Below are 24,452 nucleotides of genomic sequence, written 5' to 3' on the forward strand. Positions count from 1 at the left end.
AGGCTCCTTTTTGCCTTAACAATAGCCAATTCTAGTTGTTAATTGGCTATGGTAAGAATCATGCTTATATTACTGTTTTTTGTTCCAGCCTTGTTCGCCCAGGAGGTAATTATTAAACAACCCTTGCGTTACCTGGCTTTGGGCGATTCATATACTATTGGCCAGAGTGTATCGTCGTTGGAACGATGGCCCAGGCAGCTGGTCGATTCACTCGAAAAGTATGGCGTCGAAATTGATTCGTTCCGTGTCATTGCCAGAACCGGTTGGCGCACCGACAACCTGCTGGCTGAGATGAAAAATTCCAATTTATCCAACGACTTAAACCTCGTATCGCTGCTTATTGGCGTCAACGACCAATACCAAGGCCTTAGTGCACAGAGCTACAGCCTTGAATTCGACAAAGCAATTCGAGCAGCCCTCGATCTTGTTCAATGGCAGAAATCTTCGGTTTTCGTGTTGTCTATTCCAGATTATGGATACACGCCCTTTGGACAAAGCCGTCAGGCTTCCATCAGTGCAGACATCGATAATTTTAATGCAGTAAACAAAAGTATTACCCAGGCCTATGGAATCGCCTATTACGATATTACCCCCATTAGCCGGTTGGGCCTCCAAATACCTGAATACGTGGCTTCCGATGGACTTCATCCATCGGGCACGATGTACACCGAATGGGTAAAAATACTTTTAGAGGACTTTCGCGGGCAACTCGATTATTCCACCTCTGTCAATGAAACCGAAGATTTCCTTGTTGTGCATTACAATGCGCTACTAAATAAAATAGTAGTTTCACCTGTTGAAAAACAATCCTTGTTCCGGCTATTCAGTATTGGTGGTCAATTAGTCCTTTCTCAGGCACTCGCATCCGGAAGTTCCACTGAAATAGGACTTGGCGATATTCCCGTTGGACTCTACTTTTATCAAATACAATCCGACAGCAGGTTTCTGCAGGCTGGTAAAATTCTTGTAGATCCGTCCTTGAAATAACTATCTCTTTCTTAAAAAAATCTTCTAACTGCAAAATGTCTTTTTATAAACAAAAAAGGGGCATTAATCAATAGCTTAGAAGTCCCTTTATTTTGAAGCGTAAATGAGAGTATTCAACCAGAAAATGAAAGAGGAGGTAGGTTATGGAAAACTTAATTATTCACGCCACCAAAGTATCGCCTGAAATAGTGTTGCAAGGCGATGGAAAACTCAGAATCGAAGGGAAAATAATTACTGAAAATGCCATGGTAACCTTTGAACCAATTTTCATCTGGCTTAGCGATTTTCACAATCCTTATGTCGAATTCAACATTGACCTGGAGTACATTAACACAAGTGCATCGATGCAGCTTTTTTCTTTGCTCCGCAAACTTGATGCCGATGCAAACATAAGCTCAGTTGTGGTGAATTGGTATTACGAAGAAGACGATGAAGAGCACCTCGAGACCGGGCAGCTATTCGAGGAAAAGCTGGAGCGGATTGTATTCCATTACAAATTACATCAGCAAAGGGGCGCTGCTTAAGTGCAGCCAAGCTTTGTAAATCATCGATTGCATTTCTTGTGAGCTGTCAATTGGTTTTTATTAAACTCAGGCATATTCTGTTTGTATTTTTTTACTAACTTAAGGCTTGAATAATAAATCGAATTGCCATGTATACAGCAGCACGTATTTTTTTGGTGGTAATAGCCCTTGCATTTCTTTCTACCCTGATGCAGGCCCAGGAAAAGGTAGTTTACAAGGCACCTGACAAAGTACCGATAACTGCCGATTTGTATGCTCCTAACGCACCAATGGCTACTTTCATTATACTCTTCCATCAGGCTAAGTACAGCAGAGGCGAATACCTCGAAATTGCCCCTAAATTAAACAAGCAGGGATTTAACTGTCTGGCAGTGGATCTTCGGAGCGGCGAAGCCATAAATAACGTACGAAACGAAACTTTTGCCTATGCCGACAGCTTGCAAATGAAAACCCGTTACATCGATGCATACGACGATATGCGTGCTTCGGTATCTTATGTGCGAAGCAAATACCCTAATGCGAAGGTAATTATCTGGGGCAGTTCCTATTCAGCCTCGCTGGCTATTAAAATGGCTGCCGATTACCCCACAGGAATTTCGGCAGTGGTAGCTTTTTCGCCCGGCGAATATTTTGCTGCCTATGGCTGGAGTCGCGATATTGTTAAAATGTCGGCTAGTCGTGTAAAATGTCCGGTTTTTATAACTTCGAGCAAAACAGAGGTGGCCGAGTGGCAGGGTATTTACGATGCCATTCCGGTTGCTACGAAAGTAAGTTTTGTGCCCAATGCTACGGGCAAACATGGATCAAAGGCTTTGTGGAGCGATTTTCCGGAAAATACAGAATATTGGACTGCTATTAATAAGTTTTTAGCACAGTATAAATGATAGGCCAATAAAGTTGGCTCATAGGCCTGCCAGGGTGGGTAGAATTGTTTTGTACACTTTTTTAAACCTCCGACAGGGTGGCCTGAAATTTAAAGTTTAAAAGGGCAAAGCCTGTTTCCTTGCTAAAATATGCTTCGCGAAAAGTTTTTAGCGAACGCGCCCTGAAGCATTTTTCTTCAACCCCTGTTACGATGCACTTACTTTTATTGACATACACAAAACAACCTACTTTAACCTTCTGAAGGTTTTCGGGTTTATAATTAAAGGCTTTGAGGTAGCGTGCATATTCGTAGTTAATCATTTTCATGATTTCATTGCTTCCGCCCTTATCCGGATGGTATTTCTTCACCAGTTTCCTATAAGTGCTTTTCAGTTCGTCTTGTGTTACAACTCCGGCAAAATAGCTCATGGCATAATATTTTTAAATTCAGATACTTTATATTTCTAGCCCGTTAACCAGAACCAATACACTAATTTAGCTTAAAAATACCATTAACCTGTCTTGTTGACAACCATTGCCAAAAGCTCTTATCAACATTTTAATTTCACCAGAAAGGGTTCAGGATTTTTGTTACGAATTAATTACCTTGCATGTCTCTTTCCAATGAACAAAAGATATGCATGTGCACCATTAATTGGAAACACATGGAAAAGATAAAAATGAAGCCTATTTTATAATAACACGTTAATTACTCCTACATGAAAAAGATTGCCTTCACCTTAACCTTGGTTTTTTATTTCTTTTCAGTACTTCTGCTTGCACAAACAAGTCTAACCGAACAAACGCTTCCGGTTGACTCTAAAGTGCGTATTGGAAAGTTTGACAATGGCTTTAGCTATTACATCCGCGAGAATAGCAAACCGGAAAACAGATTGGAAATGCGTTTAGTTGTAAATGCAGGTTCAATTCTCGAAACTGAGTCGCAGCTTGGCCTTGCTCACTTTCTGGAGCACATGGCTTTTAACGGTACCCGAAACTTTGCAAAAAACGACCTGATACAATACCTTCAATCCATTGGTGTGGAGTTTGGACCCGACTTAAATGCCTACACTTCTTTCGACGAGACGGTGTACATGCTCACCATTCCTTCCGATTCGGCCAACCTGGTCGACAAAGGTTTTATGGTGATGGAAGATTGGGCTTTTTATTTAACCCTCGATCCAATAGAAATTGACAAGGAGAGAGGTGTAATAATCGAAGAATGGAGGCTTGGACAAGGCCCCTGGAAACGTATGCTCGACAAAAATCTTCCGGTAATTTTTAAAGATTCGCGCTATGCCGAGCGACTTCCAATTGGTAAAAAGGAAGTAATCGAAAGTTTTGATCACCAGGAATTAAGAAACTTTTATGCCGATTGGTACCGTCCGGATCTGATGGCACTGATTGTGGTTGGCGATATCGATGTTGACGAAATGGAAAGCAAGATCAAACAGCATTTCGAATCACACACCAAGGCTGTGAACCCCAAAGAACGGGTTGAGTTTTCTGTTCCCGACCAAAACCAGACTCTGGTGAGCATTGCTACCGATGCCGAGGCTCCGGTGAGTTTATTTCGGGTACTCTATAAAACAAATGTGGCTCCCTACAAAACCGGCCAGGATTATCTGAACAGGGTTAAAGAATCCTTTCTGGCAGGAATGCTAAACCGTCGGTTAATGGAAATTAACGAACAAGCAACGCCACCTTTTATTAACGTGGGCTATTATTACGGAAGCTTATGGTCGCGTAATAAAAATGCCCTGCAGGCTTATGGACTTGTGGGTGAAACTGGTCTTGAAAATGGGCTGAAAGTGATGCTCGAAGAAAATAACCGCGTAGCTCTTCATGGATTTACTCAGAGCGAATTTGATCGTTATAAGCTCGAATACCTGAAGCAAATGGAGACGGCGTTCAATGAGCGCGATAAAACCGAATCATCGGTACTTGCGGATGAATACATCCGTAACTACCTCGAAAGTGAACCTATTCCCGGCATTGAGTTCGAATTTCAGTTTGTGCAACAGCACATCGGTAATATCAACCTTGCTGATATCAACCAACTGGCTTCGGAAATTATCAATTCCCAAAACCGCGTAATTGTGTTGAATGGGCCTGAAAAAGAATCGCTTGCACTGCTTACCGATGCACAAATTCTTGCCATTGCTGCCGCAGCAGACAAGTCCGATTTACCTGCCTATACCGACAAGCTTGCAAGCAGTAGCCTGATGAAGGAATTGCCAAAAGCAGGTTCCATTGTGAGCGAAAAGAAAATTGAATCAATTGGTGCCCTCGAACTCACACTATCCAACGGGGCCGTGGTATTACTTAAACCAACTCAGTATAAAAACGACGAAATTCAGGTAACTGCTTTCGCCTGGGGTGGACAGTCGCTGGCAGAAGACAAAGACCATTATTCGGCCATGCATGCTGCATCGATTGTAAGCGAAACGGGTCTTTCCGATTTTTCGAAAACAGATTTGTCCAAACTGCTTGCCGGTAAAAATGTATATGCCGGAACCAGCCTGGGAACCTATAGCCAGAACCTTTCTGCAAATTGCAGTCCGAAAGATGCTGAAACCATGCTACAGCTCATTTACCTATATTTTACCTCGCCTCGATACGACGAGAATGGTTACCAGGCTTTTATTAACAAAAACCGCGATTTGTTCAAAAACCTCGGACAGGAACCTACTAACTATTTCTACGATCAGTTTAACCGTTTACGGGCGCAGAATCACCCTCGTGGCAATTATCTGCCCGAAGAAGGCGATTGGGATAAAATTGACTACAAGACATCAATGGACCTCTATAAGAATATGTTTGGCAATGCAGCCGAGTTCACTTTTATCTTTGTAGGTGCTTTTAACGCCGATAGCCTCAAACCTCTTCTGGCACAGTACCTGGGAGCATTGCCTGTACAATCCGGAAAGAAAACCTACCGCGATCTGGGTATTCGTCCTCCGGCAGATAAACTGGTAGAAAATGTTTACAAGGGTGCCGACCAGAAGTCGATGACCATACTTTCTTTCCATTCAGAAATTGCCTACAACGAAAAAGATGCCTTTTTGCTGAACCAGTTGGCGCAGTTGCTAAATCGCCGCTATTACGAAATATTGCGCGAGGAAATGAGTGGGGTGTATGGTGTTGGAACCAATGCCTCCTTGAACAAGGTGCCATATGAATATGCCTCATTCAGCATTACCATACCTTGTTCGCCAAACAACGTCGATAGCCTTGTCAATGCAGCACTGGGTGAACTGAAAAAGATTCAGGCACAGGGAGTAGAGCAGAAAGATATTGAGAAAGCACGCGAGCTTTACAAACGCGAAAAAGAGCGGAATTTACAGGAGAATTCTTTTTGGCTTGGTGCAATTCGAAATTGCTATCAATTCAATCAATCTTTCGATCAGATACCCTCCTTTGAACCCATGGAGTTAATAACCAGTGAAGAATTGCAGCGTGTTGCCAACACTTACATTAAAGCAGATAACTACCTGCAAGTGGTACTTTACCCGGAAAGTATGAAGAAGTAAATAAAAAAGATCAACATAAGCCGGAACAATTGTTCCGGTTTTTGTTTAATAGAGAGCTATTATTACAATAAAACAACAGATTGTTATGAAGATAGAATATGCCACATTTGGCGCAGGCTGTTTCTGGTGCGTAGAGGCAGTATTTGCATCGCTCAAAGGCGTGATTAAGGTTGAACCCGGGTATTGCGGTGGCGATACCGTAAATCCGACCTACGAGGAAGTGTGTACCGGGAATACTAACCATGCCGAGGTATGCCATATTGAATTCGATTCCGAAACAATCGGTTTCGAAAAACTATTGGAAGTTTTCTGGAAGGTACACGATCCTACAACATTAAATCGCCAGGGGGGTGATATTGGCACACAATACCGTTCGGTTATCTTCTGCCATAATGCAGAACAGAAACATTTGGCCGAATCCATAAAAGAGAAGTTGGAAGACGAAAAAGTGTGGGATAAGCCTGTGGTGACCGTAATTGAAGATTTCGAGGTTTTTTATCCTGCAGAGGATTACCATTTTAACTATTTTAAAAACAATCCGAATCAGCAATATTGTGCGGTAGTGGTTCGCCCCAAGGTAGAAAAGTTTAAAAAGGTATTTAGCGCTTATTTAAAATAATTTCTTTGTTTTATTACCTTCAGCCTAAGCTTGAACAAAATGAAAAGACTCATCACTGTGCTGGCTTCGCCGGTACTCATGGTAACATTGTTGTTGTTTTTTGGAATTGCCATGGGCGTAGCCACTTTTGTGGAGAGCCGGCAAAGCACCGAAGTTGCCTGGAAACTGGTTTACAATGCCAAATGGTTCGAGCTGATTATGCTTTTAGGTGCTGTGAACCTGAGTTTCTCGGTGTTTACCCGTAAACTTTACCGGCTTTCGAAATTCAGTATCTTTTTATTTCATATTTCATTTGTGGTAATTATTCTGGGTGCAGGAGTTACACGCTATACCGGTCTTGAGGGTACAATCCAGATACGCGAAGGTCAGCAATCCGATTTACTGCAGGTAGGCAAATCAGAAACCCTGCGACTGCCTTTTTACCTCTATCTCGATGATTTTGTGATCGATTACTATCCTGGCTCACAAAATCCATCGGGATTCAAATCGAAAGTTGTGTTGGTGGATGCCGAGAAGGGAATTGAAGAGCCTCGTGAAGTTTATATGAACCATATTTTAAAGCACCGTGGTTATCGTTTTTATCAGTCGTCGTACCATACCGATTTTAAAGGTACTGTGTTGTCGGTGAGCCGCGATCCGATAGGTTCAACCATAAGCTATATGGGTTACTTTTTGTTGGCTCTTGGCATGGCCTGGAGTTTGTTGAACCGCCAGAGCCGTTTTCTGCAGCTTTTATTTCAGAAGAAAACAATTACTCTGACTTGTATACTATTTTTAGCAGTAAGCTCCCCTGTATGGGCCAACGTCGATTCCATTCCGGTAATACCTGCTGAGCATGCTTCAAAATTCGGCGATTTGCTGGTGCGTGATGAACAGGGTCGAACCAAATCAGTCAATACCCTTGCCGAAGATGTGTTCAGAAAAGTGTACCGTAAAACCAACTACCAGGGGCAGAGTGCCTTGCAGGTGTTGTTGGGTATGTATGTATATCCCGAACAATGGCAACATGCCAAACTGGTTTATGCCGGTAAAAATGTACCCTCCCTTATTGGATTGGAAGGTAAATATGCTTCCCTTTCGGAGTGCTATGCAGGAAATGGTTTTTTCATTTCCAGCATGGAGGCTTTAAAAGCCTATCAGCTGCCACCTGCACAGCGAAGCAAGGCACAAAACGACCTCATTCGCTTCGATGAGCGATTGAATATACTTTACTACTGGTTTGGTGGTCAAATGCTCAATGTTTTTCCTTCCAACAGCGATAGCAGTTCGGTTTGGTATAACCCGATTAACCTCGATCAATCGGATTATGGATCAGATACAGCTTATTTGCATAAACTATTACCGCTCTATTTTTCCGAAGTAAGAACCGCAATGCAAACCGGCAACTGGCAATTGGCCGATGAGCTGATAAGCTCCTTGAATACGTTTCAGCTTACAAAGGGAAAAAATTTGCCTTCTGCCCGGTTGGTGCAACTTGAAAAATGGTATTACAAGACTTATCTTTTTAAACGCATAGCAAGTCTATACCTATGGCTGGGATTGATGCTGTTGATTGTCGGACTTATAAAAGTTTTTATCCAGGCTTTCAGATCAACCTGGCTTCAAAAAGGAATCACTATTCTTATTGGTTTAGTCTTGTTTGCACATACAGCCGGATTGGCTCTTCGATGGGCTATTTCGGGTCATGCTCCCTGGAGCAATGCCTACGAATCGATGGTATTCATTGCCTGGTCGGGGGTGTTTGCCGGAATTATCTTTGCCCGGAAAAATTCTGGTATACTGGCTGTTGCTGCCCTGTTGGCATGGGTTTATTTATTTGCCGGCCACATGAGCTGGATGGATCCACAAATAACCAACCTTGTTCCTGTGTTAAAATCGAAATGGTTGGTGATACACGTAGCAGTAATTACTTCGAGCTATGGATTTTTGGGTGTGGGCAGTATCATGGCTTTTATTAATATTTTACTTCTTTCCATACGAGGTCGCCAAACACGTGAGCGTATCGACAAGAATATCGATGAACTCACACGCATTATTGAGCTTTCTTTAACCATAGGTTTGTACCTGTTAACTGTTGGTACATTTTTAGGTGCTATTTGGGCCAATGTGTCATGGGGCCGCTACTGGGCCTGGGACCCTAAAGAAACCTGGGCACTGATTACCGTGCTGGTTTATGCAGTGGTACTTCATTTACGCCTGATACCCGCTACGAAAGGTGTTCTTCTTTTCAACTTTTCAAGCTTGGTAGCCTATGCTTCGGTAATGATGACCTATTTTGGGGTGAATTATTTTCTTTCGGGCTTGCATTCTTATGCTGCCGGAGATCCAATGCCTGTGCCCAATGGAGTGTATATAGCCATGGGAGTGATTTTGGTATTAACCTTAGCGGCTTGGCTCAATCAGCGCTGGCTTGGTAAAGTCGATGCTTTGTTGGAGAATTAGATTTTATCCTGGATGATTTCAACCAATTTTCCGGTTAATTCCTTCCTGCTGTATTGCAGGCTGGCAGACGAAATGCTGGTAGATTGAGTTTGGTAGTGTAAAAGATAGCGGTACAAGGCTTCTGAATCGTTGGCATCGAATGGCTCAGTCTGTCCCGCTGTTTGCAGGATATTGGAAAGGTCGCCTTCCTTTGGGCCAAGGCATATAATAGGCCTTCCAGAGGCCAGGTATTCAAATGCCTTTCCTGTTACAATTCCTTTCGCATTGGGGGCATCATTCACCATAAGCAGCAACAGGTTCGAACGGCCTAAATAACTGGCAATTTCATGGTGATCGACATAAGGAAGGTGCTCTACACAATCAAGTATTCCTTCCTTCGAAGCAGCTTCGAAAACCGACGCATCGACATTGCCAATGAGCCTTACTCTGATGTGTGAGAACTTGTCAGGATTTTCAATTTTCAGTTTCGATAAGGCCTTCCATAATACTTGCGGATTGCGCGATTTGCCCAATGAGCCTAAATGGGTAAGCGAAATTTGTTCATCAACAGGTAATGAGTTTTTGGGAAAATCGTCGGGATCAAATCCATTTGTAATTACATCAATTTTTCTTCCTGAAATAGCTGCCATTTCAGCAGCCATTTGATTTCCTACGGCAATAACCCGATCTGCCGTTTGCAATACGGTTTTCTCTAACTTTTTATGTCGGCGATCGGCTAAGCGGGTAAGTGACAAGTCGCTGTAGAAATCGATGTTGGTCCAGGGATCGCGGAAATCGGCAAACCATTGAATATGCGGCATGACTCTTTTTACACGCAAAGCAATCAGATGGGTGGAGTGGGGAGGGCCGCTGGAAATGATTCGATCGATCTTGTTCTTTTGCAAATACTTCTTCAGTGCCCTGGTAGCCGGACGAATCCATAACATACGGGCATCGGGAATAAACAGGTTGCTGCGAATCCAGAGTGCCAGTTTCGATTTCCATGTGTTGTTTCGGATATTTTGTATGGCCGAGGCCTGGGTTGCCTGTTTTTTCTCAATGCCGGTGAGGCGTGCAAACCATTCGTAGGGCTCTATAATGGGTACTTTTAGAAGTTTCAGACTTGCCGGGATATCTTTTTGAAGGCTTGGATCCACTTGTGGGTAGGTGGGATTGGAAGGGATCAAAACGTGTGGTTCGAAACCAAATGCAGGCAGGTATTTTACAAATTTTAACCAGCGTTGTACGCCGCTACCACCACTGGGTGGCCAATAATAGCTAATGATTAATACTTTTTTCATACCAGCTGCATGCGGCAATGATACTTTCTCAACTTGACCGTTTGGTCAGTAAGATTTCGTTTAATGTTTTCTGTATCTTATTTCTATTAAAGGGCTTCATCATGTAGTCCAGAATGAGTTTTTTTTCGAGGGCTTCGTCAATTTCTTTCGATTTATCATAACCCGATAAAATAATGCATGGTATTTCAGGCTTAAGTTGTTTGGTTCTGGAAATAAATTCCATGCCGCTTATTCCAGGCATTTTCATGTCGCTTATTATCAAATCAATGTCGTCGCTTTGTGAAACCATATCCAGTCCTTCCATTCCCGATTCAGCGACAATTATCTCAAATAAATCTTCAAAAGCAAGTTGAAACAATTCGAGGTTTATGGCTTCATCATCCACATATAAAATTTTCGGCTTCTGGTTACCAGTCATTTCGATTGGAAATAAAATTCTAAATTAATTTTAACTTAAAGATAAGTATTGTTTTTAATTCAAAATGGAATGTCATAAGAAAGAGGATATGTTTTTCAGCGGGTTTAAAGCAGCATTAAAGCAATTGTTTTTAGTGCATTAAGTAAAAAGTATGTTTTGTACTGGAGCTATTTCGGATTTGCTAAAGTTATCTTGTTAGTGTAAGCATGGCTTTAGTGCCTTTACCTGGTTCCGATTCGAAGGTTAAACTGCCTCTATGATCCTTCACAATTGAATATGAAATGGAAAGCCCTAAACCTACCCCTTCGTTGGGAGCTTTGGTGGTGAAAAAGGGATCGGTAATTTTTGGCAATATTTCCGCACTTATTCCACAACCCGTATCGCTTACAATGAGTGTTATATTCTTAGTGTCTTGCTGTGTTTTTAACCAGATTGTGCCCTTCCCTTCGATAGCCTGAATGGAATTGGTAAGCAGGTTGATTACTACCTGGTGAAGCTTTCCTACACTGCCCTTCATTACAATAGTTTCGGAAAAGTAATCTTTCTGAATTTCAATGCGGTCTTTGATCTGGTTTTGCAGAATTATCAGGCAGTTTTCGACAATAGTCCTTATCTCATATTCTTCGGAATAGCTGTCTGTGTCCCTGCTAAACTGATTGAGTCCTTTCACAATAGAAGTGGCACGTTCAACGCCAGTTTTCATGCCTCTTAGCAGCACTTCAATTTTTTGTTCATCTTCGGGTTTGTGTTTGGCAAAGTAATTTTCAAATCCAACAAGGGAGCCCATAATAAAATTGAGCGGGTTGTTTATCTCGTGGGCAACCCCGGCGGTAAGCACACTAAGGGAAGCCATTTTTTCGGCCTGAATAAGTTGCGACTGGGTATTTTTAAGCGTTTCGAGGGTTTGGCTTAGCTGTTCTTTTTGCTGAAAAAGAATCTCGTTTTTTTCATACAAATCTTCGTTGGTCGATTGCAATTCTTCATTTACGGTTTGGAGTTCGTCGGTACGCTCCTTCACCATCAATTCAAGTTGATTTTGGTACCGGAGCAATTCGTGATAGGCTTTTCTCCTGTCGGTAATGTCCATTATATTGAATTGCAAAAGCTTTTTACCCCAAAAATTAAATGCCATAAGATGAACTTCAGCAAACCATATTGTACCATCGGGGCGCGAATTGATGCATTCGAACAATACCGACTCTTTTTCGAGGGCTGTTTTAATGAATTGGTTTACACTCATTTTTGTGTCACCATTTTCTTGTTCTGGTGCTAAAACATCAAATGGGGTTTTTCCTAAAAGTTCTTCTTTGTTTGTATACCCATAAATTTTTACGGCCGCAGGGTTACAATCGATAAACTGGCTGTTTTCAGGATCCATTACAACTAGTGGAGTGCGTGAGTCCTGAAAAAGTATGCGATTCAAACTCTGCTGCCTACGGCGGTTAAGAAGGTAATTCATTGCCAGAATGCCAATAAGCAGTATTAGGAACATTACCACCCCAATAGTTGCTTTTATGCTTTTTACACTTTGGTATACTTCCTGTTCGGGTATTTCTACCATAATGTACCAGGGCGATACCATGTACTCGATGTTGATAGGATAAAAAAAGCGAAGCACCTTTGTTTTACTGAATTCCGAAATGCCCTTGTAAACAAATGCCCTGCCTGTCTTAAAAGAATCAACAATAGACTTGTCCTCGATATATTGAAAACCATCTGAATCGTAATTGCGCTCAAGTGAATGGTAACCTGTAACTACATGGCCAGAATTAGATAGAATGCTTACAAAACCGCTTTCATATACCTTAAGCCTGTCAAACTTATCTTGAAGAGCATGAAGGTCTATGTCGATGCCAATTACTCCCAGAAAAAGCTCGTTTTCTATAATAGGACTTACCAGCGAAGTTTCGAAGTATATCTTCTCGTTTCCGTGGTATTGATAATAAAAGGGCTCGAGAATGATTGGCTTTTTCACTCGGGCCGGAATGGTATAAAAATCTTCGAGGTAATCGAGGGTATCGTTGATTTCGCTTTTCAAAATATGGTCGTCGAAATAATAGGCAAAGGCAAAATTGCCTTTTTGATCGTGTAAACTATCGCCCGCATACACATTATCCATGGCATCATAGGCATTGGGTTCCCACATGGTCCAGATAGCCAGAAAGTTGGAGTTCTCCTTTATAGCTTCTTTCATCAGGTTATAAACCTTATAGCGCGAAATTTTATTCTTTTTATATTGAACAAAACTTTCTGCAAACAACCGGTTAATGGTGTAAGCATCTCTATAATACAATTCGATGGTGTGCACAGCCTGTGACGATACCAGTTGAGCTTTGTTTCTCGATTCTTCGAGGGCCTGAGTTTTAAGACTTGTATTTAGAAAAAGTAAAAGTGAAACAAGAACAAGCAGCACCAGGAGAAATACAACAATAAAACTCTTCCAGTGAATGATCCTGATATTGCCTTTTGACATGGAACTTTGGTTTTTTGTTGTGTTTTCTGAAACGTAAAACATGAACCCAAAATATATCTGGTCGTTTCTTACTTAAATATAAACTATTTAGGGCAAATTTAAATCGCAACCTAAGGACAATATTGAGTGTATCCCTATTTTCGTTGATATTCAATAACAATTCAGGCAGGTAATCACTGGTATTACCTGCCTGAAAAAAATTAAGTCAAAGGGGTAATTTGGAGGTTACAATAGAAATACTTTTGAAAAGGTTCCAGGTGTGCCTCGAATCTGTACAATGTAGATACCCGGTTTTAGTCCATACCTGTTAATGTCGCAGGAGGCTCTCCCTTCAAAGTCGAAAAGAATCCTTTGTTCGGTGATTTTTCTGCCATAAGTGTCGAACAGACTCATAAGTATAGCCTGGTTTTCCAGCGGGTTAAATAAAATATAGAGGTAACTCTCATCGGAATATGCCTTTAAATCGTCGTTGGAAAATGAAGGTGAGTTAACCGATGTTTCATTGCTATCGATAGGAACGGTATCAATGGGAATTGTATCGATTGGAACGGTATCGATAGGTATCGTATCGATAGGCACAGTATCAATTGGAACTGTATCAATAGGCACAGTATCAATGGGAATTGTATCAATTGGAACTGTATCAATAGGCACAGTATCAATAGGAATTGTATCAATAGGAATTGTATCGATGGGTATGGTATCAATTGGCACAGTATCGGTAGGTGTTGTATCAATAGGAGGGGTTCCATTACTGGAGTTATATATGTAAACATTGCCTGCATCGGGTACAGCATTGAAATGGAGATAATCTCCATCTGTTTCACTCACAATACTGTTGTCAATCGAATTGCCCGCCTGAAACACATTGAGCGTATCCCAGCCACTGGGCAGTTTATAGCTTATTGTGATGGGCATGTTGTACATCTCATCGGGTAAACCATCGGTTACTTGTATTACACGTGAAGTATCTGTGGAGGCAATTTCGTAAATACTTGCAGCTTCGCGTTCGCGTATATATTTTACTACCTGTCCAAATGTGCCCACCCAAAACTTTGCCCTTCTGGCATCTAAAAAGTCAAGCGTACCCCGCATCCATGCCGATGTAACTTGAGAACCACCGCCGTCGTTGTCTACACCGTGTATCAGCATAACAAGCCAACCGTTTTGTGTAGCCGCATTGTTGGCATAGTTTCTAAAACTGGTCTGGTCGTTTATATCGCCATCGGTTCCACAACTTACTGAATTAATATAGTAATACGAATCGGGTACTTTTTTCTCGATGTAACCCTGGCAGCTTCTACCTGCAATATAAAACTCTTCGCAAATCGATTCGTCTTTGGCAATGCAATAGGGATAGGCATGCGTTTCACACTTGTAGCCAGGAATATTTTCTTCGATGGTAGTTTGCGATTGGCTTAACTCCCATCTGATTTCTGAATCGCTCAGGTCGTTAAAGTTCGAATGTGTCACCGAATGGCTGGCTACTTCATGTCCATCGGCTGCCGCACTCCTTAAGGCATCCCAGTCCGAAACCTCACCCGTAACGGTATTGAGGGTAAGTTTATAACCATATTCGTTGAACATAGGTACCGCTACATCGGTATGCCCACTTGTACCATCGTCGAAGGTATAAGTTATGGCAGCTTCGGTAAAGTCTAGCCAGGTCGCTACTTCATAACCAGCAGGAATTTGCTGGCTATAGGCAAATGAAGCAAAAAGAAAAGAAAGTGCTGTGGTTAAAGCCCAAAAGTTAGTTTTCATTTTGTGTTTTTTTATTCTTTGATAAAACGGATTTGGTAAGGATCCGCTGCAAGTTACTGCTTAAATTACAATGTATCATACGGGCTTTTCCACGAAAGGTTGTTTTTTGGTGACGAACGGAAAAAATATTTTTTAAATTCCTTGCCAATTGGCTGTTTTCGAACTAAAAAAATCTTTAAGCTTTGTTTAACGAAACCGTAATTATTGTCAAACTGACAGTAAAAAATGTCGGTAGTTTCGAAAAAATGACAGCTAAACACAACAACGATACAAACTTTAAGTATCAGATATAAAGGTGTTTATAATAATTTTAAAGATTATTTCCAATTTTTGGTATTTGATTTGAAAAAAGCTCAATGTCAAATAAAGATGTTTCACTAAACTAATAGGAGGATCAAGCCATGACACTTGCTAAACTTTCCAATTATCCGTCTTTGTTCGACCGTTTTCTGGATAGCGATTTATTCGACTGGTCGAACCGTAACTTCTCTAACACTAATACTACACTACCATCGGTGAATATCAAAGAAAGCAACGATGCGTTTGAAGTAGAAATGGCCGCACCAGGTTTTAAAAAAGACGATTTCAAAATCGAATTAAACCATGACCTACTGACCATTTCTTCTGAAAAAAAGAATGAAAACGAAACCAAGGATGGTCAGCAATTTTCGCGTCGGGAATTCAGTTATCAATCGTTTAGTCGTTCTTTTACTCTGCCTAATACCGCCGATAGCGAGAAGATTGCTGCGCGCTACGAAAACGGGCTTCTGAATGTAATTATTCCCAAAAAAGAGGAAGCCAAACCAAAACCGGCGCGCACCATCGAAATTAAATGATCAGCTTTTGGATATTTCTTACAAAGGGAAGCAGCACAAAAGCTTCCCTTTTTTGCAGTTTTCTGTAGCGGATGACTAGCTGATTCACTTTTAAGTCTTCGCACCGAAAGTTTTGTAAATGATTCGAAAAAAAAATATCATTGGCAGCAAATCTTGTAAACCCAAACATGCCATGGAACAAAAATTCTTTTCGTTCTTTAAACTCTATATCGATTTTATCGACAATGGCCAATTTTACCGTAAACTCTTTAAATGGCTTTATACCCTGTTGGCTAGTATCAACCTGATTTTGCCTTTTAAAATATTTTATAAACAGTATACTAATGCAGAAGCAGGATTTAAAAAGTCCATGTGTCAATTGTAACCTATGATTTTCTTATTGGTCTAAGCTTATCGCGCAGAGAAACTGGCAGCAATGGAAGCCGGTTGCGATAACTACCTCACCAAACCGGTTACCAAAGACCAGGTGTTGGGAATAATTGAAACGCTTTAGTTTTTATCGTCTAAACCTCCCAAATGTTACGGGCATATTCCCCTATCGACCGGTCTGAAGAAAATTTTCCGGAACGGGACACATTCTTAATACTCATGCGAGTCCAGTTCGTTGTATCAAGGTAAGCCTGGCCAACACGGTTCTGACAAGAAATGTACGACTGGAAATCGGCCAGCAGCATGTATTCATCCCATCCGAGCAAATTGTCGATCAGGGGTTTGAATATCTGGTTGTCGCCATTGGAAAAATAACCCGACGAAATTTGGTCTAATATTCGTTTAAGAGCTTGGTTTTCTTCATAAATGCGGTAAGGGTAATACCCTCCCGACTTTTGGGCCAGTACTTCATCTACCGTAAGACCGAACAGGAAAAAATTATCGGCGCCAACTTCCTGGCGTATCTCTAAATTAGCTCCATCGAGGGTTCCGATGGTGAGTGCACCGTTCATGGTAAATTTCATATTACCCGTTCCTGAGGCCTCTTTTCCTGCCAGTGAAATTTGTTCCGACAGGTCGGCTGCAGGGTAGGTGAGGTGACCGGTTTGAACATTGAAATTGGGCAAATACACTACTTTTAAACGGTTTTTTATTTCTATATCGTTATTTACCACATCGCCCACCGAATTGATAAGTTTGATAATCAGCTTGGCCATAAAATATCCTGGGGCCGCTTTTCCACCAAATAGAAATACCCTCGAAGGCATGGCAATCGATGGGTTGTCTTTGAGTTGGTTATACTGATGGATAATGTTGAGCACGTTCAAATGCTGCCGCTTGTATTCGTGAATTCGCTTAACTTGTATATCGAAAAGTGCCGCTGAATCGATGTCGATGCCAGTGTTTTTCTTCACCCATTGGGCCAATACTTTTTTATTATCTGTTTTCACTTGCTGCCAGTCCATCCTAAATTGCTTATCGTCTATCAGCTTTTCAATTTTACCTATTTCAGAGGTGTAATTTTTTACCCAGTCAGTTCCGATGTGTTTGCTGACAAGACTGGTAAGGCTCGGATTACTCACTGCTACCCATCGCCTGGGTGTTACACCGTTGGTAACATTGGTAAATTTTTCGGGCCAGAGTTCGTAAAAGTCAAACAGCACATGCTTTTTGAGCAGATCGGAGTGCAGCTGTGCAACCCCGTTGATGCGGCTGCTGCCGACACATGCCAGGTTAGCCATTCGGATAAACCGTGGTCCACTTTCGTCGATGATCGACATGCGCGAAAGCTTCCCATCGTCATAGGGGAATTTCTCGCTTACATAGTTTAAGAAACGCTTATTGATTTCATAAATGATTTCAAGGTGCCGGGGCAATAGGCTTTGGAACAAATCGAGTCTCCATTTTTCGAGGGCTTCGGGAAGCAGAGTATGGTTGGTATAGGCAAAGGTTCGGGAAGTAATTGCCCAGGCATTGTCCCATTCCATGCGATAATCGTCGAGTAACAGACGCATAAGTTCGGCTACTGCTATGGCTGGATGGGTATCGTTGAGCTGAATTGCAAATCGCTTGTGAAAGCTTTCAAGTTCTTCGTTCTGAAAGAAGTGAATACGAATCATGTCTTTGAGCGAACAGCTTACAAAAAAATATTGTTGCATTAAGCGCAATCTTTTCCCTACATCTTTTTCGTCGTTTGGGTACAGCACTTTCGAAATGGTTTCGGAGGCTACCTTTTCATCCACTGCGGCATAATAATCGCCCAGGTTAAAATCATGAAAGTCGAACGACTCAACGGCTTCGGCTTTCCAAAGCCGCATCATAATGCATTTATGGTTGCCATAGCCGATAATAGGGGTGTCGTAAGGCACCCCGCGCACTACCCGCGAGGGTATCCATATCTCGTGGTATCTTTTGTTTTCATCGAAATATCCTTCGGTATAACCGCCAAAAGAAACATCCTGTGCCAGGTCGGGTTTCGATAGTTCCCAGGGATTCCCATTTTTAAGCCATTTGTCGGTCATTTCTACCTGCCAGCCCTGATGAATTTCCTGGTCGAAAATGCCAAACTCATAGCGGATACCATAGCCCATGGCGTTGATGTCTAAGGTAGCCATCGAATCGAGGTAGCAGGAGGCCAGCCGGCCCAAGCCGCCATTGCCCAATCCTGGTTCTTCTTCGAAAGCTACCAGCTCGTCCAGGTCAATAGCTAAATGATTTAAGGCTTGCCTGGTTTGCTCCATAATACCGAGGCAAACCAGATTGTTTGCAAGGTGAGGGCCCGGCAGAAACTCCGCCGAAAGATAACCCACCATGCGAAAGTCTTTCTTTATTTTCGATTTAATGATTTGTTGAATCTGCCTGTTCCAGGAGGTAAACAAACGATCGCGCACCGTATACGAAAGAGCCATGTACAGGTCGTTTTTACTGGCATTCATCAGGGTGCAACCCTGATTGTAATAGAGGTTATCGAGAAAGGCGCGGGCAATGGTAAGGTCGTCGGTTCCGGTGCGCACCTCGTTTACAAAATCGGCCAGGTTAAGTTTGGTTTTCATGGTGGTTTTTGTTGAATTCCATTAAAGTTAGGCAAAAACATAAAAACATCAATCATATTATAACTATCATTTCGAAGTATCTGTTGCTGAAACATCTAGCATTATTGCCGGGTTGAAATTGTTTTGATGGTTCTGCCTGATGATGGCGAGGGTTATTCCCTGAAATAATTGCTATTGCAAAAAAATGTCTAAAAAAATGTTATTGTCCTATACATTTACCATTCAACCTTTACCATTCTCTCACCGATATAACAGGATGGTCGACACAAAAAGGATTGAGTATTAAAAATTTCCGAAGGGAATAGGTTGTTTTTGGAAAACACTTTCCATTTTTCAATTGGTGTCTATGGCCCGGTAGGCAATTCTGGCGGTGTTTTTTTTCTAAAAATATGGGAGACTGTTTTACCTATAATATCGATGCGGCTCATGGCTTCCAATAAGGAAGAATTGGTCACATTTAAGTCGGTCAGCTTATCGGAATTATTTTGAATAGGATAAATAAGCAGAAAGTTGTTCTCTGAGAAATACCTGCTGATATACACAGGTACTTTTTGCATACCCTGATGGTATGAAAGCCCATCTTGCCTGCTGAGCACTATAATAAGGTTATCGTTGCTTTTAATCTCTCTGGTGAGAACTAAAAAATCGTCCCATTCGGTAAAGGCATGAAATTCGGCTTCGATTGGGTGTTTAGCATAAATATCACGTATAATTTTCAGGTTGTGCACCGAACCATAAAAGACAATCTTTGCCCCTGTATTGAGAGCGATGTTCCACACTTTGGCCAGCCAGAACGAAAAGCCGATTTCATACTCGGCGTTGGCAGGCACAATCACAAGATGCCTCTTAATGGTGGCAATTGGCTGAAAGGGGTGATAAATAAATGTTGTGACAGAAACTTTCGACAACAGTCCTTCGGCCAGTTTGCCTAAAAAACTGCCTGTGAAACTTTTATTAATATGTAATCCTAAAATAAGCTCTGTAATACTATTCTCCCGAATTACATTGGTAATCCCATTTACAAGGTTGAAATCATAACGCAAGAGTGTTTTAATATCGATATCGGTAGCTGAAGCTGAGATTTTGGCTTTTTCCAAAAGCATTCCGGCTTTTTTTTCGGCTTCAGCCGAATCTTCTTCGCTATTGATGATATTAAGGGCAAAGAGTCCGTCTTTGTTATGCTTAGATTTTATGATAGCACTCAGGGTTACAAGTTCTTCGATATGGCCCGGGTTACTCAGTGGTATCAGTATTTTTTCGGTATTGTTTTGGGGTTCGTCTCCCGATTGCTCTGAGAATGCAATGTTCCGGGCACTTTTTTGCGTGGCAAAGGAAGCAATGGTGCAGGTAACAAGAATCATGATAATGGTGCCGTTCAGAATGTTATCGTCCAGCAACCTGATCGGGTCGCCATTGCTCTGGTAACCAAGAATAATATTGTATCCGACTAAAACGGCTGCGAGGGTTGCTGCAGCCTGCGAATTGGTCAATCCAAAAATTATTAACCTTTCATCTCTGCTAAATCTGAGATTTTTTTGGGTGAGCCATGCTGCAGCCAGTTTACCTAAAGTTGCAATAACCGACATCGTTACAGCCACCAAAATAGTATCGAAATGACTAAAAACCCGGTAGTCGATGAGCATCCCAACTCCAATCAGGAAAAAGGGAATGAAGATGGCATTACCAACAAAATCGATGCGGTTCATGAGCGCCGATGTACTTGGTATTAAACGGTTGAGTGCAAGGCCGGCCAGGAAGGCTCCAATAATGGCTTCTATGCCAGCTACCTGAGATAGCACGGCACCTAAAAATACCATGACCAGCACAAAAATGTATTGCGAAATATTGTCGCTGAAACGCTTAAAAAACCAACGGGCAACGATCGGAAAAAGTACGGTTATAATTAGTGTAAAAACCAGAAACGAAATGGATAATTCGAGCCAGAAATTATTGCTTAGCTTTCCGGAGGTCATGCCCACTATTACAGCTAGCACTAAAAGAGCCAGGGTATTGGTAATAAGCGTGCTTCCCACTGAAATATTTACCGCCCTGTTTTTTACTATGCCCAATTTTCTTGCAATCGGGTAGGTAATGAGGGTGTGTGAAGCAAACATACTGGCCAGCAGTAGCGAGGTAATTAGCGAATAGTGCAATAGATACATTCCGGTAACGGTTCCTAATACCATGGGAATGATAAAGCCATACAATCCTAGTAGAGTGCTTTTTCCGGCATTCTTCTTAAAGTCATTGAGGTCAATCTCGAGGCCGGCGAGAAACATGATGTAAAGCAGGCCAGCAGTTCCGGAAAGAATAATGCCGCTATCGCGTTCCAAAAGGTTAAAACCATAAGGACCAATTAGCACTCCGGCAAGTATCATCCCCAAAAGGTGAGGAATCTTAATCCGCTCCGATACCAGCGGTACTACCAGTATTATGAGCAGAATAATCAGAAACTTGATAACCGGGTCGGCAATGGGTAGGTCGAAATTCATTCAATAAAAATGGTTATAATCTCAAATATAGTATAATTAAGCTGCAATATTGACTGCACTATTCATTCAATGCTTCATTTTTTTTTGTGTGATAGATATTACAATTGATCAATTGGCTAAATAACTATTTTCTAATACATTACTAAGTTTTGTATATAAGTGCTAGCCTCCATTAATTCTACTCTATTTATCGCACCTGATAAATTTAAGTTAAAAATATGTCGTAAAAATACGTCAATATAAATAATGTCGTATATTTACGACATAAAATTTACACCATGGCAAAAGTAGAATTATTCGATAAAGAGTTGCAGGAAGCCGGAAGTATGTTTAAATCCTTGTCGCACCCAGCCAGGCTGGCCATACTGAAATACCTGGCAGAGGCCAAAGTGTGCATCTCAGGAGACATTTCAGACGAATTACCACTGAGTCGCACTACCGTACATCAGCATCTGGAGGAATTAAAAAAAGCTGGATTGATTGTGGGCGAAATAGAAGGTGTAAAAAAGAATTACTGTCTCAACCCGGAAAGGATTCAGCATTTAAGAGACACGCTCAACAGCTTTCTTATTCAAATAAATTGTTGTCATACAAATAATTGTTAAAAAAATGAAAGTACTTATTCTTTGCACAGGCAATAGTTGCCGGAGTCAAATGGCACATGGTTTTCTCCAGTCGTTCGATAAAAACATTCAGGTATGTTCAGCCGGTACAGAAGCTTCGGGCAGGCTAAACGAAAAGGCGGTTGCCGTGATGAAAGAAATCGGCATCGACATCAGTCACCATACTTCCGATTCGGTAGAAAAATACCTGCATGATGAGTGGGACTATGTAATTACCGTATGTGGTGGCGCTAACGAATCGTGCCCTGCTTTCCTGGGGAAGGTAAAACATCGTCTCCACATTGGGTTCGACGACCCTTCGCATGCCACCGGAACCGATGAGTATATCTGGAGCGAATTTCACAGGGTAAGGGATGAGATTAAAGAAGGGTTTTGGAAGTTTTATAATCAGAATATTAAGATTAGTTGATTTGCTAATGTGCTAATGTGCTAATTAGTCAATATGCTAATTGTATATTTTACTGGCGAGAGAAGGTTAAGTATGAAATATTTAATTCTTAATTGGACAAATTTTTATGGAAAAAAAGAATGTTATTCTGGAAAAGAGTTTTGTGTTTGCATTAGAAATAATAGACTATTGCGAAAAACTGGAAGGCGATAAAAAGTATGTAATCGCAAAACAACTTTTAAGGTCCGGAACATCAATAGGAGCAAACATAAGAGAGGCTCAGAATAGCGAAAGTCGTGCTGATTTTATTCATAAATTAAAAATTTCTGCCAAGGAGGCTTCAGAAACAGAGTATTGGTTGCTTTTATGTCAGAAATCCAATACTTACCCTAAGAACGATCGATTGATACTGATGCTTCAAGAGATACAAAAATTATTGTCGAGCATTATTTCATCCTCGAAAAAAGGCTAAAGGAGCTTCACATCATTACCACATTATCCCATTACCACATTAAATAATATGAAACCAGAAGAACTAAAAATCATCGTACAGGAAAAGTACAGCGAAATAGCCACACAATCGAAAACTCAGAACGAATCGTCATGTTGCGGGGCAACGGGTTGTTGTTCCACAGTTGATTATGCTGTGTTCAGCGAAAACTACGATACACTCAAGGGCTATAATCCCGATGCTGACCTAGGACTTGGATGTGGCATACCCACTGAATTTGCAGGTATAAAAGAAGGGCACGCAGTTCTGGATTTAGGTTCAGGGGCCGGAAACGATTGCTTTGTTGCCCGTGCCATTGTGGGAGAAACGGGCAAGGTAACCGGCTTGGATTTCACCGATGCCATGCTCGTAAAAGCAATCGAAAACAACAAAAAACTTGGGTTTAAAAATGTTGAATTCGTGAAGGGCGATATTGAAGAAATGCCTTTGCCCGATAACACGTTTGATGTAATTGTTTCAAATTGTGTATTGAACCTAGTACCAGATAAGAATAAGGCTTTTGCACAAATGCTGCGTGTGCTGAAACCCGGCGGTCATTTCTGTATATCCGACGTGGTTATTAAAGGAACACTTCCCGAAAAATTGCAGAAGGATGCTGAAATGTACGCCGGTTGTGTATCGGGCGCTATCGATATCGAAGAATACCTTGGTATTATTTTGAAAAGCAAATTCAACAATATTACGTTACATAAGCAAAAACGGATTGATATTCCAGCTGAAATTCTTATCAACTACCTTTCAGCCAAAGAAATGGAAGATTTCAAAATAGGAAAAACCGGAATTTTCAGTATTACTGTTTCGGCGTTTAAGTAAGCATATTAAAAATGAATTATTCTATCATCACCCTGAAAAGCACTGATTATAAAGCCCTAAAGGCTATACTCGAATCGAATAACTTGCCGTTTAGCGATGTGGGTGCTGAACACCAAACATTTTTTGGAGCTTTGAACGACAAGCAATTAATTGGTGCCATAGGTGTTGAAAAATATGGAAAATCGGGCTTGCTTCGATCCCTGGTTGTCGATCACTCTTTTCGGAGTAATCAAATTGCCAGTGCACTTTATGATGAATTAGTTGAGTATTGTTTTTATGAGAAAATTGAACATCTCTTTCTATTGACACAGACTGCAATCAAGTATTTTGAGAGAAAAGGCTGGCAGGAGATTAATCGCGAAAAAATTCCTGATAAGGTGAAAGACTCATTGGAATTTTCGAAATTATGTCCGGCATCGGCTACCTGCATGACAATAAATCTATTGTCGGCATATGCGAAAAAACTATTTGACAGTGGCTTTAATTGTGCCCAATCGAGCCTGCTCCCCTTTGCATTGAGAAATGGAATGAAACGTGAAACAGCTCTTAGCCTTGCAACCGGGTTTGGTGCAGGTATGGTTTACAGGGGCGAAACTTGCGGCACAATTACAGGTTGCATGATGGCCATAGGGCTATTTTCCGGAAGAACGGAGGCACAGGACACCGATGCACGCGATTTGACTTATATGCTCATCAACGAACTAAATAAGAAGTTCTCTGAAAAGCACGGGAGCATCAATTGCCGAAATCTTCTTCAGCTCAACAATACTACCGCCAGTGAATGGGAAAAGGCAGAAAAAGATGGCTCCTTTGAAACCAAATGCCCATTTTTTGTACAGGACGCAGTGGAGATTACCCAAGGCATTCTTGCAAAATATTCGAAAAATGTAATTAACTCCTAAAT

Annotated in this window: 20 protein-coding genes; 13 read left to right on the forward strand and 7 right to left on the reverse strand. The window is 41.4% G+C overall.

The features are described from left to right. Nucleotides 1-60: 60 nt before the first annotated feature. The 3 genes from IPM71_15130 (at nt 61) to IPM71_15140 (ending at nt 2,395) form a co-directional block, all read left to right on the forward strand. A complete protein-coding gene (locus IPM71_15130) occupies nt 61-987 on the forward strand; it encodes an SGNH/GDSL hydrolase family protein (GenBank protein ID QQS50895.1) in 927 nt (308 codons plus the stop codon). A 143-nt stretch (nt 988-1,130) separates the two neighbouring features. Further along, the gene (locus IPM71_15135) at nt 1,131-1,511 is read left to right on the forward strand and encodes a DUF1987 domain-containing protein (GenBank protein QQS50896.1); all 381 of its coding nucleotides are present in this window, start codon (nt 1,131-1,133) and stop codon (nt 1,509-1,511) included. A 128-nt stretch (nt 1,512-1,639) separates the two neighbouring features. Next, entirely contained in the window at nt 1,640-2,395 is a 756-nt protein-coding gene (locus IPM71_15140; protein QQS50897.1) for an alpha/beta fold hydrolase, read from the forward strand. A gap of 61 nt (nt 2,396-2,456) precedes the next feature. On the opposite strand, the gene IPM71_15145 is transcribed toward IPM71_15140, so the two are convergent. Continuing rightward, nucleotides 2,457-2,804 (reverse strand): J domain-containing protein, encoded by a 348-nt coding sequence (locus IPM71_15145; GenBank protein QQS50898.1) that lies wholly within the window; start codon nt 2,802-2,804, stop codon nt 2,457-2,459. A gap of 290 nt (nt 2,805-3,094) precedes the next feature. On the opposite strand from IPM71_15145, the gene IPM71_15150 reads away from it, so the two are divergent. The 3 genes from IPM71_15150 to ccsA all read left to right on the forward strand — a co-directional run bounded on the left by IPM71_15150 (nt 3,095) and on the right by ccsA (nt 8,969). After that, nucleotides 3,095-5,908 (forward strand): insulinase family protein, encoded by a 2,814-nt coding sequence (locus IPM71_15150; GenBank protein ID QQS50899.1) that lies wholly within the window; start codon nt 3,095-3,097, stop codon nt 5,906-5,908. 85 nt (nt 5,909-5,993) lie between these two features. Next, a complete protein-coding gene (msrA, locus tag IPM71_15155) occupies nt 5,994-6,527 on the forward strand; it encodes a peptide-methionine (S)-S-oxide reductase MsrA (protein QQS50900.1) in 534 nt (177 codons plus the stop codon). A gap of 39 nt (nt 6,528-6,566) precedes the next feature. Next, nucleotides 6,567-8,969 carry a cytochrome c biogenesis protein CcsA gene (ccsA, locus tag IPM71_15160; protein ID QQS50901.1) on the forward strand — a complete coding sequence of 801 codons (2,403 nt, stop codon included), beginning with the start codon at nt 6,567-6,569 and terminating at the stop codon, nt 8,967-8,969. Here ccsA and IPM71_15165 read toward each other — a convergent pair. The 4 genes from IPM71_15165 to IPM71_15180 all read right to left on the reverse strand — a co-directional run bounded on the left by IPM71_15165 (nt 8,966) and on the right by IPM71_15180 (nt 14,904). Beyond that, complete coding sequence (locus IPM71_15165) at nt 8,966-10,249, reverse strand: glycosyltransferase family 4 protein (protein ID QQS50902.1); 1,284 nt, start codon at nt 10,247-10,249, stop codon at nt 8,966-8,968. The genes ccsA and IPM71_15165 overlap by 4 nt on opposite strands. A 28-nt stretch (nt 10,250-10,277) precedes the next feature. Further along, nucleotides 10,278-10,667, reverse strand: a complete 390-nt coding sequence (locus IPM71_15170) for a response regulator (GenBank protein ID QQS50903.1) — start codon at nt 10,665-10,667, stop codon at nt 10,278-10,280. Between the two features lie 187 nt (nt 10,668-10,854). Further along, the gene (locus IPM71_15175) at nt 10,855-13,140 is read right to left on the reverse strand and encodes a PAS domain S-box protein (GenBank protein QQS50904.1); all 2,286 of its coding nucleotides are present in this window, start codon (nt 13,138-13,140) and stop codon (nt 10,855-10,857) included. 225 nt (nt 13,141-13,365) lie between these two features. Next, complete coding sequence (locus IPM71_15180; protein QQS50905.1) at nt 13,366-14,904, reverse strand: polysaccharide deacetylase family protein; 1,539 nt, start codon at nt 14,902-14,904, stop codon at nt 13,366-13,368. 401 nt (nt 14,905-15,305) lie between these two features. Here IPM71_15180 and IPM71_15185 point away from each other — a divergent pair, with 401 nt between their 5' ends. Together IPM71_15185 and IPM71_15190 are read left to right on the forward strand one after the other, a co-directional pair. Next, nucleotides 15,306-15,740 carry an Hsp20/alpha crystallin family protein gene (locus tag IPM71_15185; GenBank protein ID QQS50906.1) on the forward strand — a complete coding sequence of 145 codons (435 nt, stop codon included), beginning with the start codon at nt 15,306-15,308 and terminating at the stop codon, nt 15,738-15,740. Nucleotides 15,741-15,912: 172 nt separating this feature from the next. Then, a complete protein-coding gene (locus IPM71_15190) occupies nt 15,913-16,104 on the forward strand; it encodes a hypothetical protein (GenBank protein QQS50907.1) in 192 nt (63 codons plus the stop codon). 139 nt (nt 16,105-16,243) lie between these two features. On the opposite strand, the gene IPM71_15195 is transcribed toward IPM71_15190, so the two are convergent. Together IPM71_15195 and IPM71_15200 are read right to left on the reverse strand one after the other, a co-directional pair. Beyond that, on the reverse strand, nt 16,244-18,721 hold the full coding sequence (locus tag IPM71_15195) for a glycogen/starch/alpha-glucan phosphorylase (protein ID QQS50908.1): 2,478 nt from the start codon (nt 18,719-18,721) through the stop codon (nt 16,244-16,246). Nucleotides 18,722-19,065: 344 nt separating this feature from the next. Continuing rightward, nucleotides 19,066-21,213, reverse strand: a complete 2,148-nt coding sequence (locus IPM71_15200) for a cation:proton antiporter (protein ID QQS50909.1) — start codon at nt 21,211-21,213, stop codon at nt 19,066-19,068. Between the two features lie 278 nt (nt 21,214-21,491). Here IPM71_15200 and IPM71_15205 point away from each other — a divergent pair, with 278 nt between their 5' ends. The 5 genes from IPM71_15205 to IPM71_15225 all read left to right on the forward strand — a co-directional run bounded on the left by IPM71_15205 (nt 21,492) and on the right by IPM71_15225 (nt 24,450). Continuing rightward, nucleotides 21,492-21,818 (forward strand): winged helix-turn-helix transcriptional regulator, encoded by a 327-nt coding sequence (locus tag IPM71_15205; protein ID QQS50910.1) that lies wholly within the window; start codon nt 21,492-21,494, stop codon nt 21,816-21,818. Nucleotides 21,819-21,822: 4 nt separating this feature from the next. Then, nucleotides 21,823-22,245, forward strand: coding sequence for an arsenate reductase ArsC (locus IPM71_15210; GenBank protein ID QQS50911.1), 423 nt, complete (start codon nt 21,823-21,825; stop codon nt 22,243-22,245). A gap of 106 nt (nt 22,246-22,351) precedes the next feature. Next, nucleotides 22,352-22,696 carry a four helix bundle protein gene (locus IPM71_15215; protein QQS50912.1) on the forward strand — a complete coding sequence of 115 codons (345 nt, stop codon included), beginning with the start codon at nt 22,352-22,354 and terminating at the stop codon, nt 22,694-22,696. A 48-nt stretch (nt 22,697-22,744) separates the two neighbouring features. Continuing rightward, on the forward strand, nt 22,745-23,548 hold the full coding sequence (gene arsM, locus IPM71_15220) for an arsenite methyltransferase (protein QQS50913.1): 804 nt from the start codon (nt 22,745-22,747) through the stop codon (nt 23,546-23,548). Nucleotides 23,549-23,559: 11 nt separating this feature from the next. Then, the gene (locus IPM71_15225) at nt 23,560-24,450 is read left to right on the forward strand and encodes a GNAT family N-acetyltransferase (GenBank protein QQS50914.1); all 891 of its coding nucleotides are present in this window, start codon (nt 23,560-23,562) and stop codon (nt 24,448-24,450) included. The last annotated feature ends 2 nt before the right edge of the window (nt 24,451-24,452 follow it).

Source organism: Bacteroidota bacterium, assembly GCA_016699695.1.
In the GTDB taxonomy this organism is placed as follows: domain Bacteria; phylum Bacteroidota; class Bacteroidia; order Bacteroidales; family UBA10428; genus UBA10428.

What these genes read in the sequence shown, in the direction of transcription:
- IPM71_15130 (QQS50895.1), top strand. Translation starts at nt 61, where the DNA reads ATGCTTATATTACTGTTTTTTGTTCCAGCCTTGTTCGCCCAGGAGGTA.
- IPM71_15135 (QQS50896.1), top strand. Translation starts at nt 1,131, where the DNA reads ATGGAAAACTTAATTATTCACGCCACCAAAGTATCGCCTGAAATAGTG.
- IPM71_15140 (QQS50897.1), top strand. Translation starts at nt 1,640, where the DNA reads ATGTATACAGCAGCACGTATTTTTTTGGTGGTAATAGCCCTTGCATTT.
- IPM71_15145 (QQS50898.1), bottom strand. Translation starts at nt 2,804, where the DNA reads ATGAGCTATTTTGCCGGAGTTGTAACACAAGACGAACTGAAAAGCACT.
- IPM71_15150 (QQS50899.1), top strand. Translation starts at nt 3,095, where the DNA reads ATGAAAAAGATTGCCTTCACCTTAACCTTGGTTTTTTATTTCTTTTCA.
- msrA (QQS50900.1), top strand. Translation starts at nt 5,994, where the DNA reads ATGAAGATAGAATATGCCACATTTGGCGCAGGCTGTTTCTGGTGCGTA.
- ccsA (QQS50901.1), top strand. Translation starts at nt 6,567, where the DNA reads ATGAAAAGACTCATCACTGTGCTGGCTTCGCCGGTACTCATGGTAACA.
- IPM71_15165 (QQS50902.1), bottom strand. Translation starts at nt 10,249, where the DNA reads ATGAAAAAAGTATTAATCATTAGCTATTATTGGCCACCCAGTGGTGGT.
- IPM71_15170 (QQS50903.1), bottom strand. Translation starts at nt 10,667, where the DNA reads ATGACTGGTAACCAGAAGCCGAAAATTTTATATGTGGATGATGAAGCC.
- IPM71_15175 (QQS50904.1), bottom strand. Translation starts at nt 13,140, where the DNA reads ATGTCAAAAGGCAATATCAGGATCATTCACTGGAAGAGTTTTATTGTT.
- IPM71_15180 (QQS50905.1), bottom strand. Translation starts at nt 14,904, where the DNA reads ATGAAAACTAACTTTTGGGCTTTAACCACAGCACTTTCTTTTCTTTTT.
- IPM71_15185 (QQS50906.1), top strand. Translation starts at nt 15,306, where the DNA reads ATGACACTTGCTAAACTTTCCAATTATCCGTCTTTGTTCGACCGTTTT.
- IPM71_15190 (QQS50907.1), top strand. Translation starts at nt 15,913, where the DNA reads ATGGAACAAAAATTCTTTTCGTTCTTTAAACTCTATATCGATTTTATC.
- IPM71_15195 (QQS50908.1), bottom strand. Translation starts at nt 18,721, where the DNA reads ATGAAAACCAAACTTAACCTGGCCGATTTTGTAAACGAGGTGCGCACC.
- IPM71_15200 (QQS50909.1), bottom strand. Translation starts at nt 21,213, where the DNA reads ATGAATTTCGACCTACCCATTGCCGACCCGGTTATCAAGTTTCTGATT.
- IPM71_15205 (QQS50910.1), top strand. Translation starts at nt 21,492, where the DNA reads ATGGCAAAAGTAGAATTATTCGATAAAGAGTTGCAGGAAGCCGGAAGT.
- IPM71_15210 (QQS50911.1), top strand. Translation starts at nt 21,823, where the DNA reads ATGAAAGTACTTATTCTTTGCACAGGCAATAGTTGCCGGAGTCAAATG.
- IPM71_15215 (QQS50912.1), top strand. Translation starts at nt 22,352, where the DNA reads ATGGAAAAAAAGAATGTTATTCTGGAAAAGAGTTTTGTGTTTGCATTA.
- arsM (QQS50913.1), top strand. Translation starts at nt 22,745, where the DNA reads ATGAAACCAGAAGAACTAAAAATCATCGTACAGGAAAAGTACAGCGAA.
- IPM71_15225 (QQS50914.1), top strand. Translation starts at nt 23,560, where the DNA reads ATGAATTATTCTATCATCACCCTGAAAAGCACTGATTATAAAGCCCTA.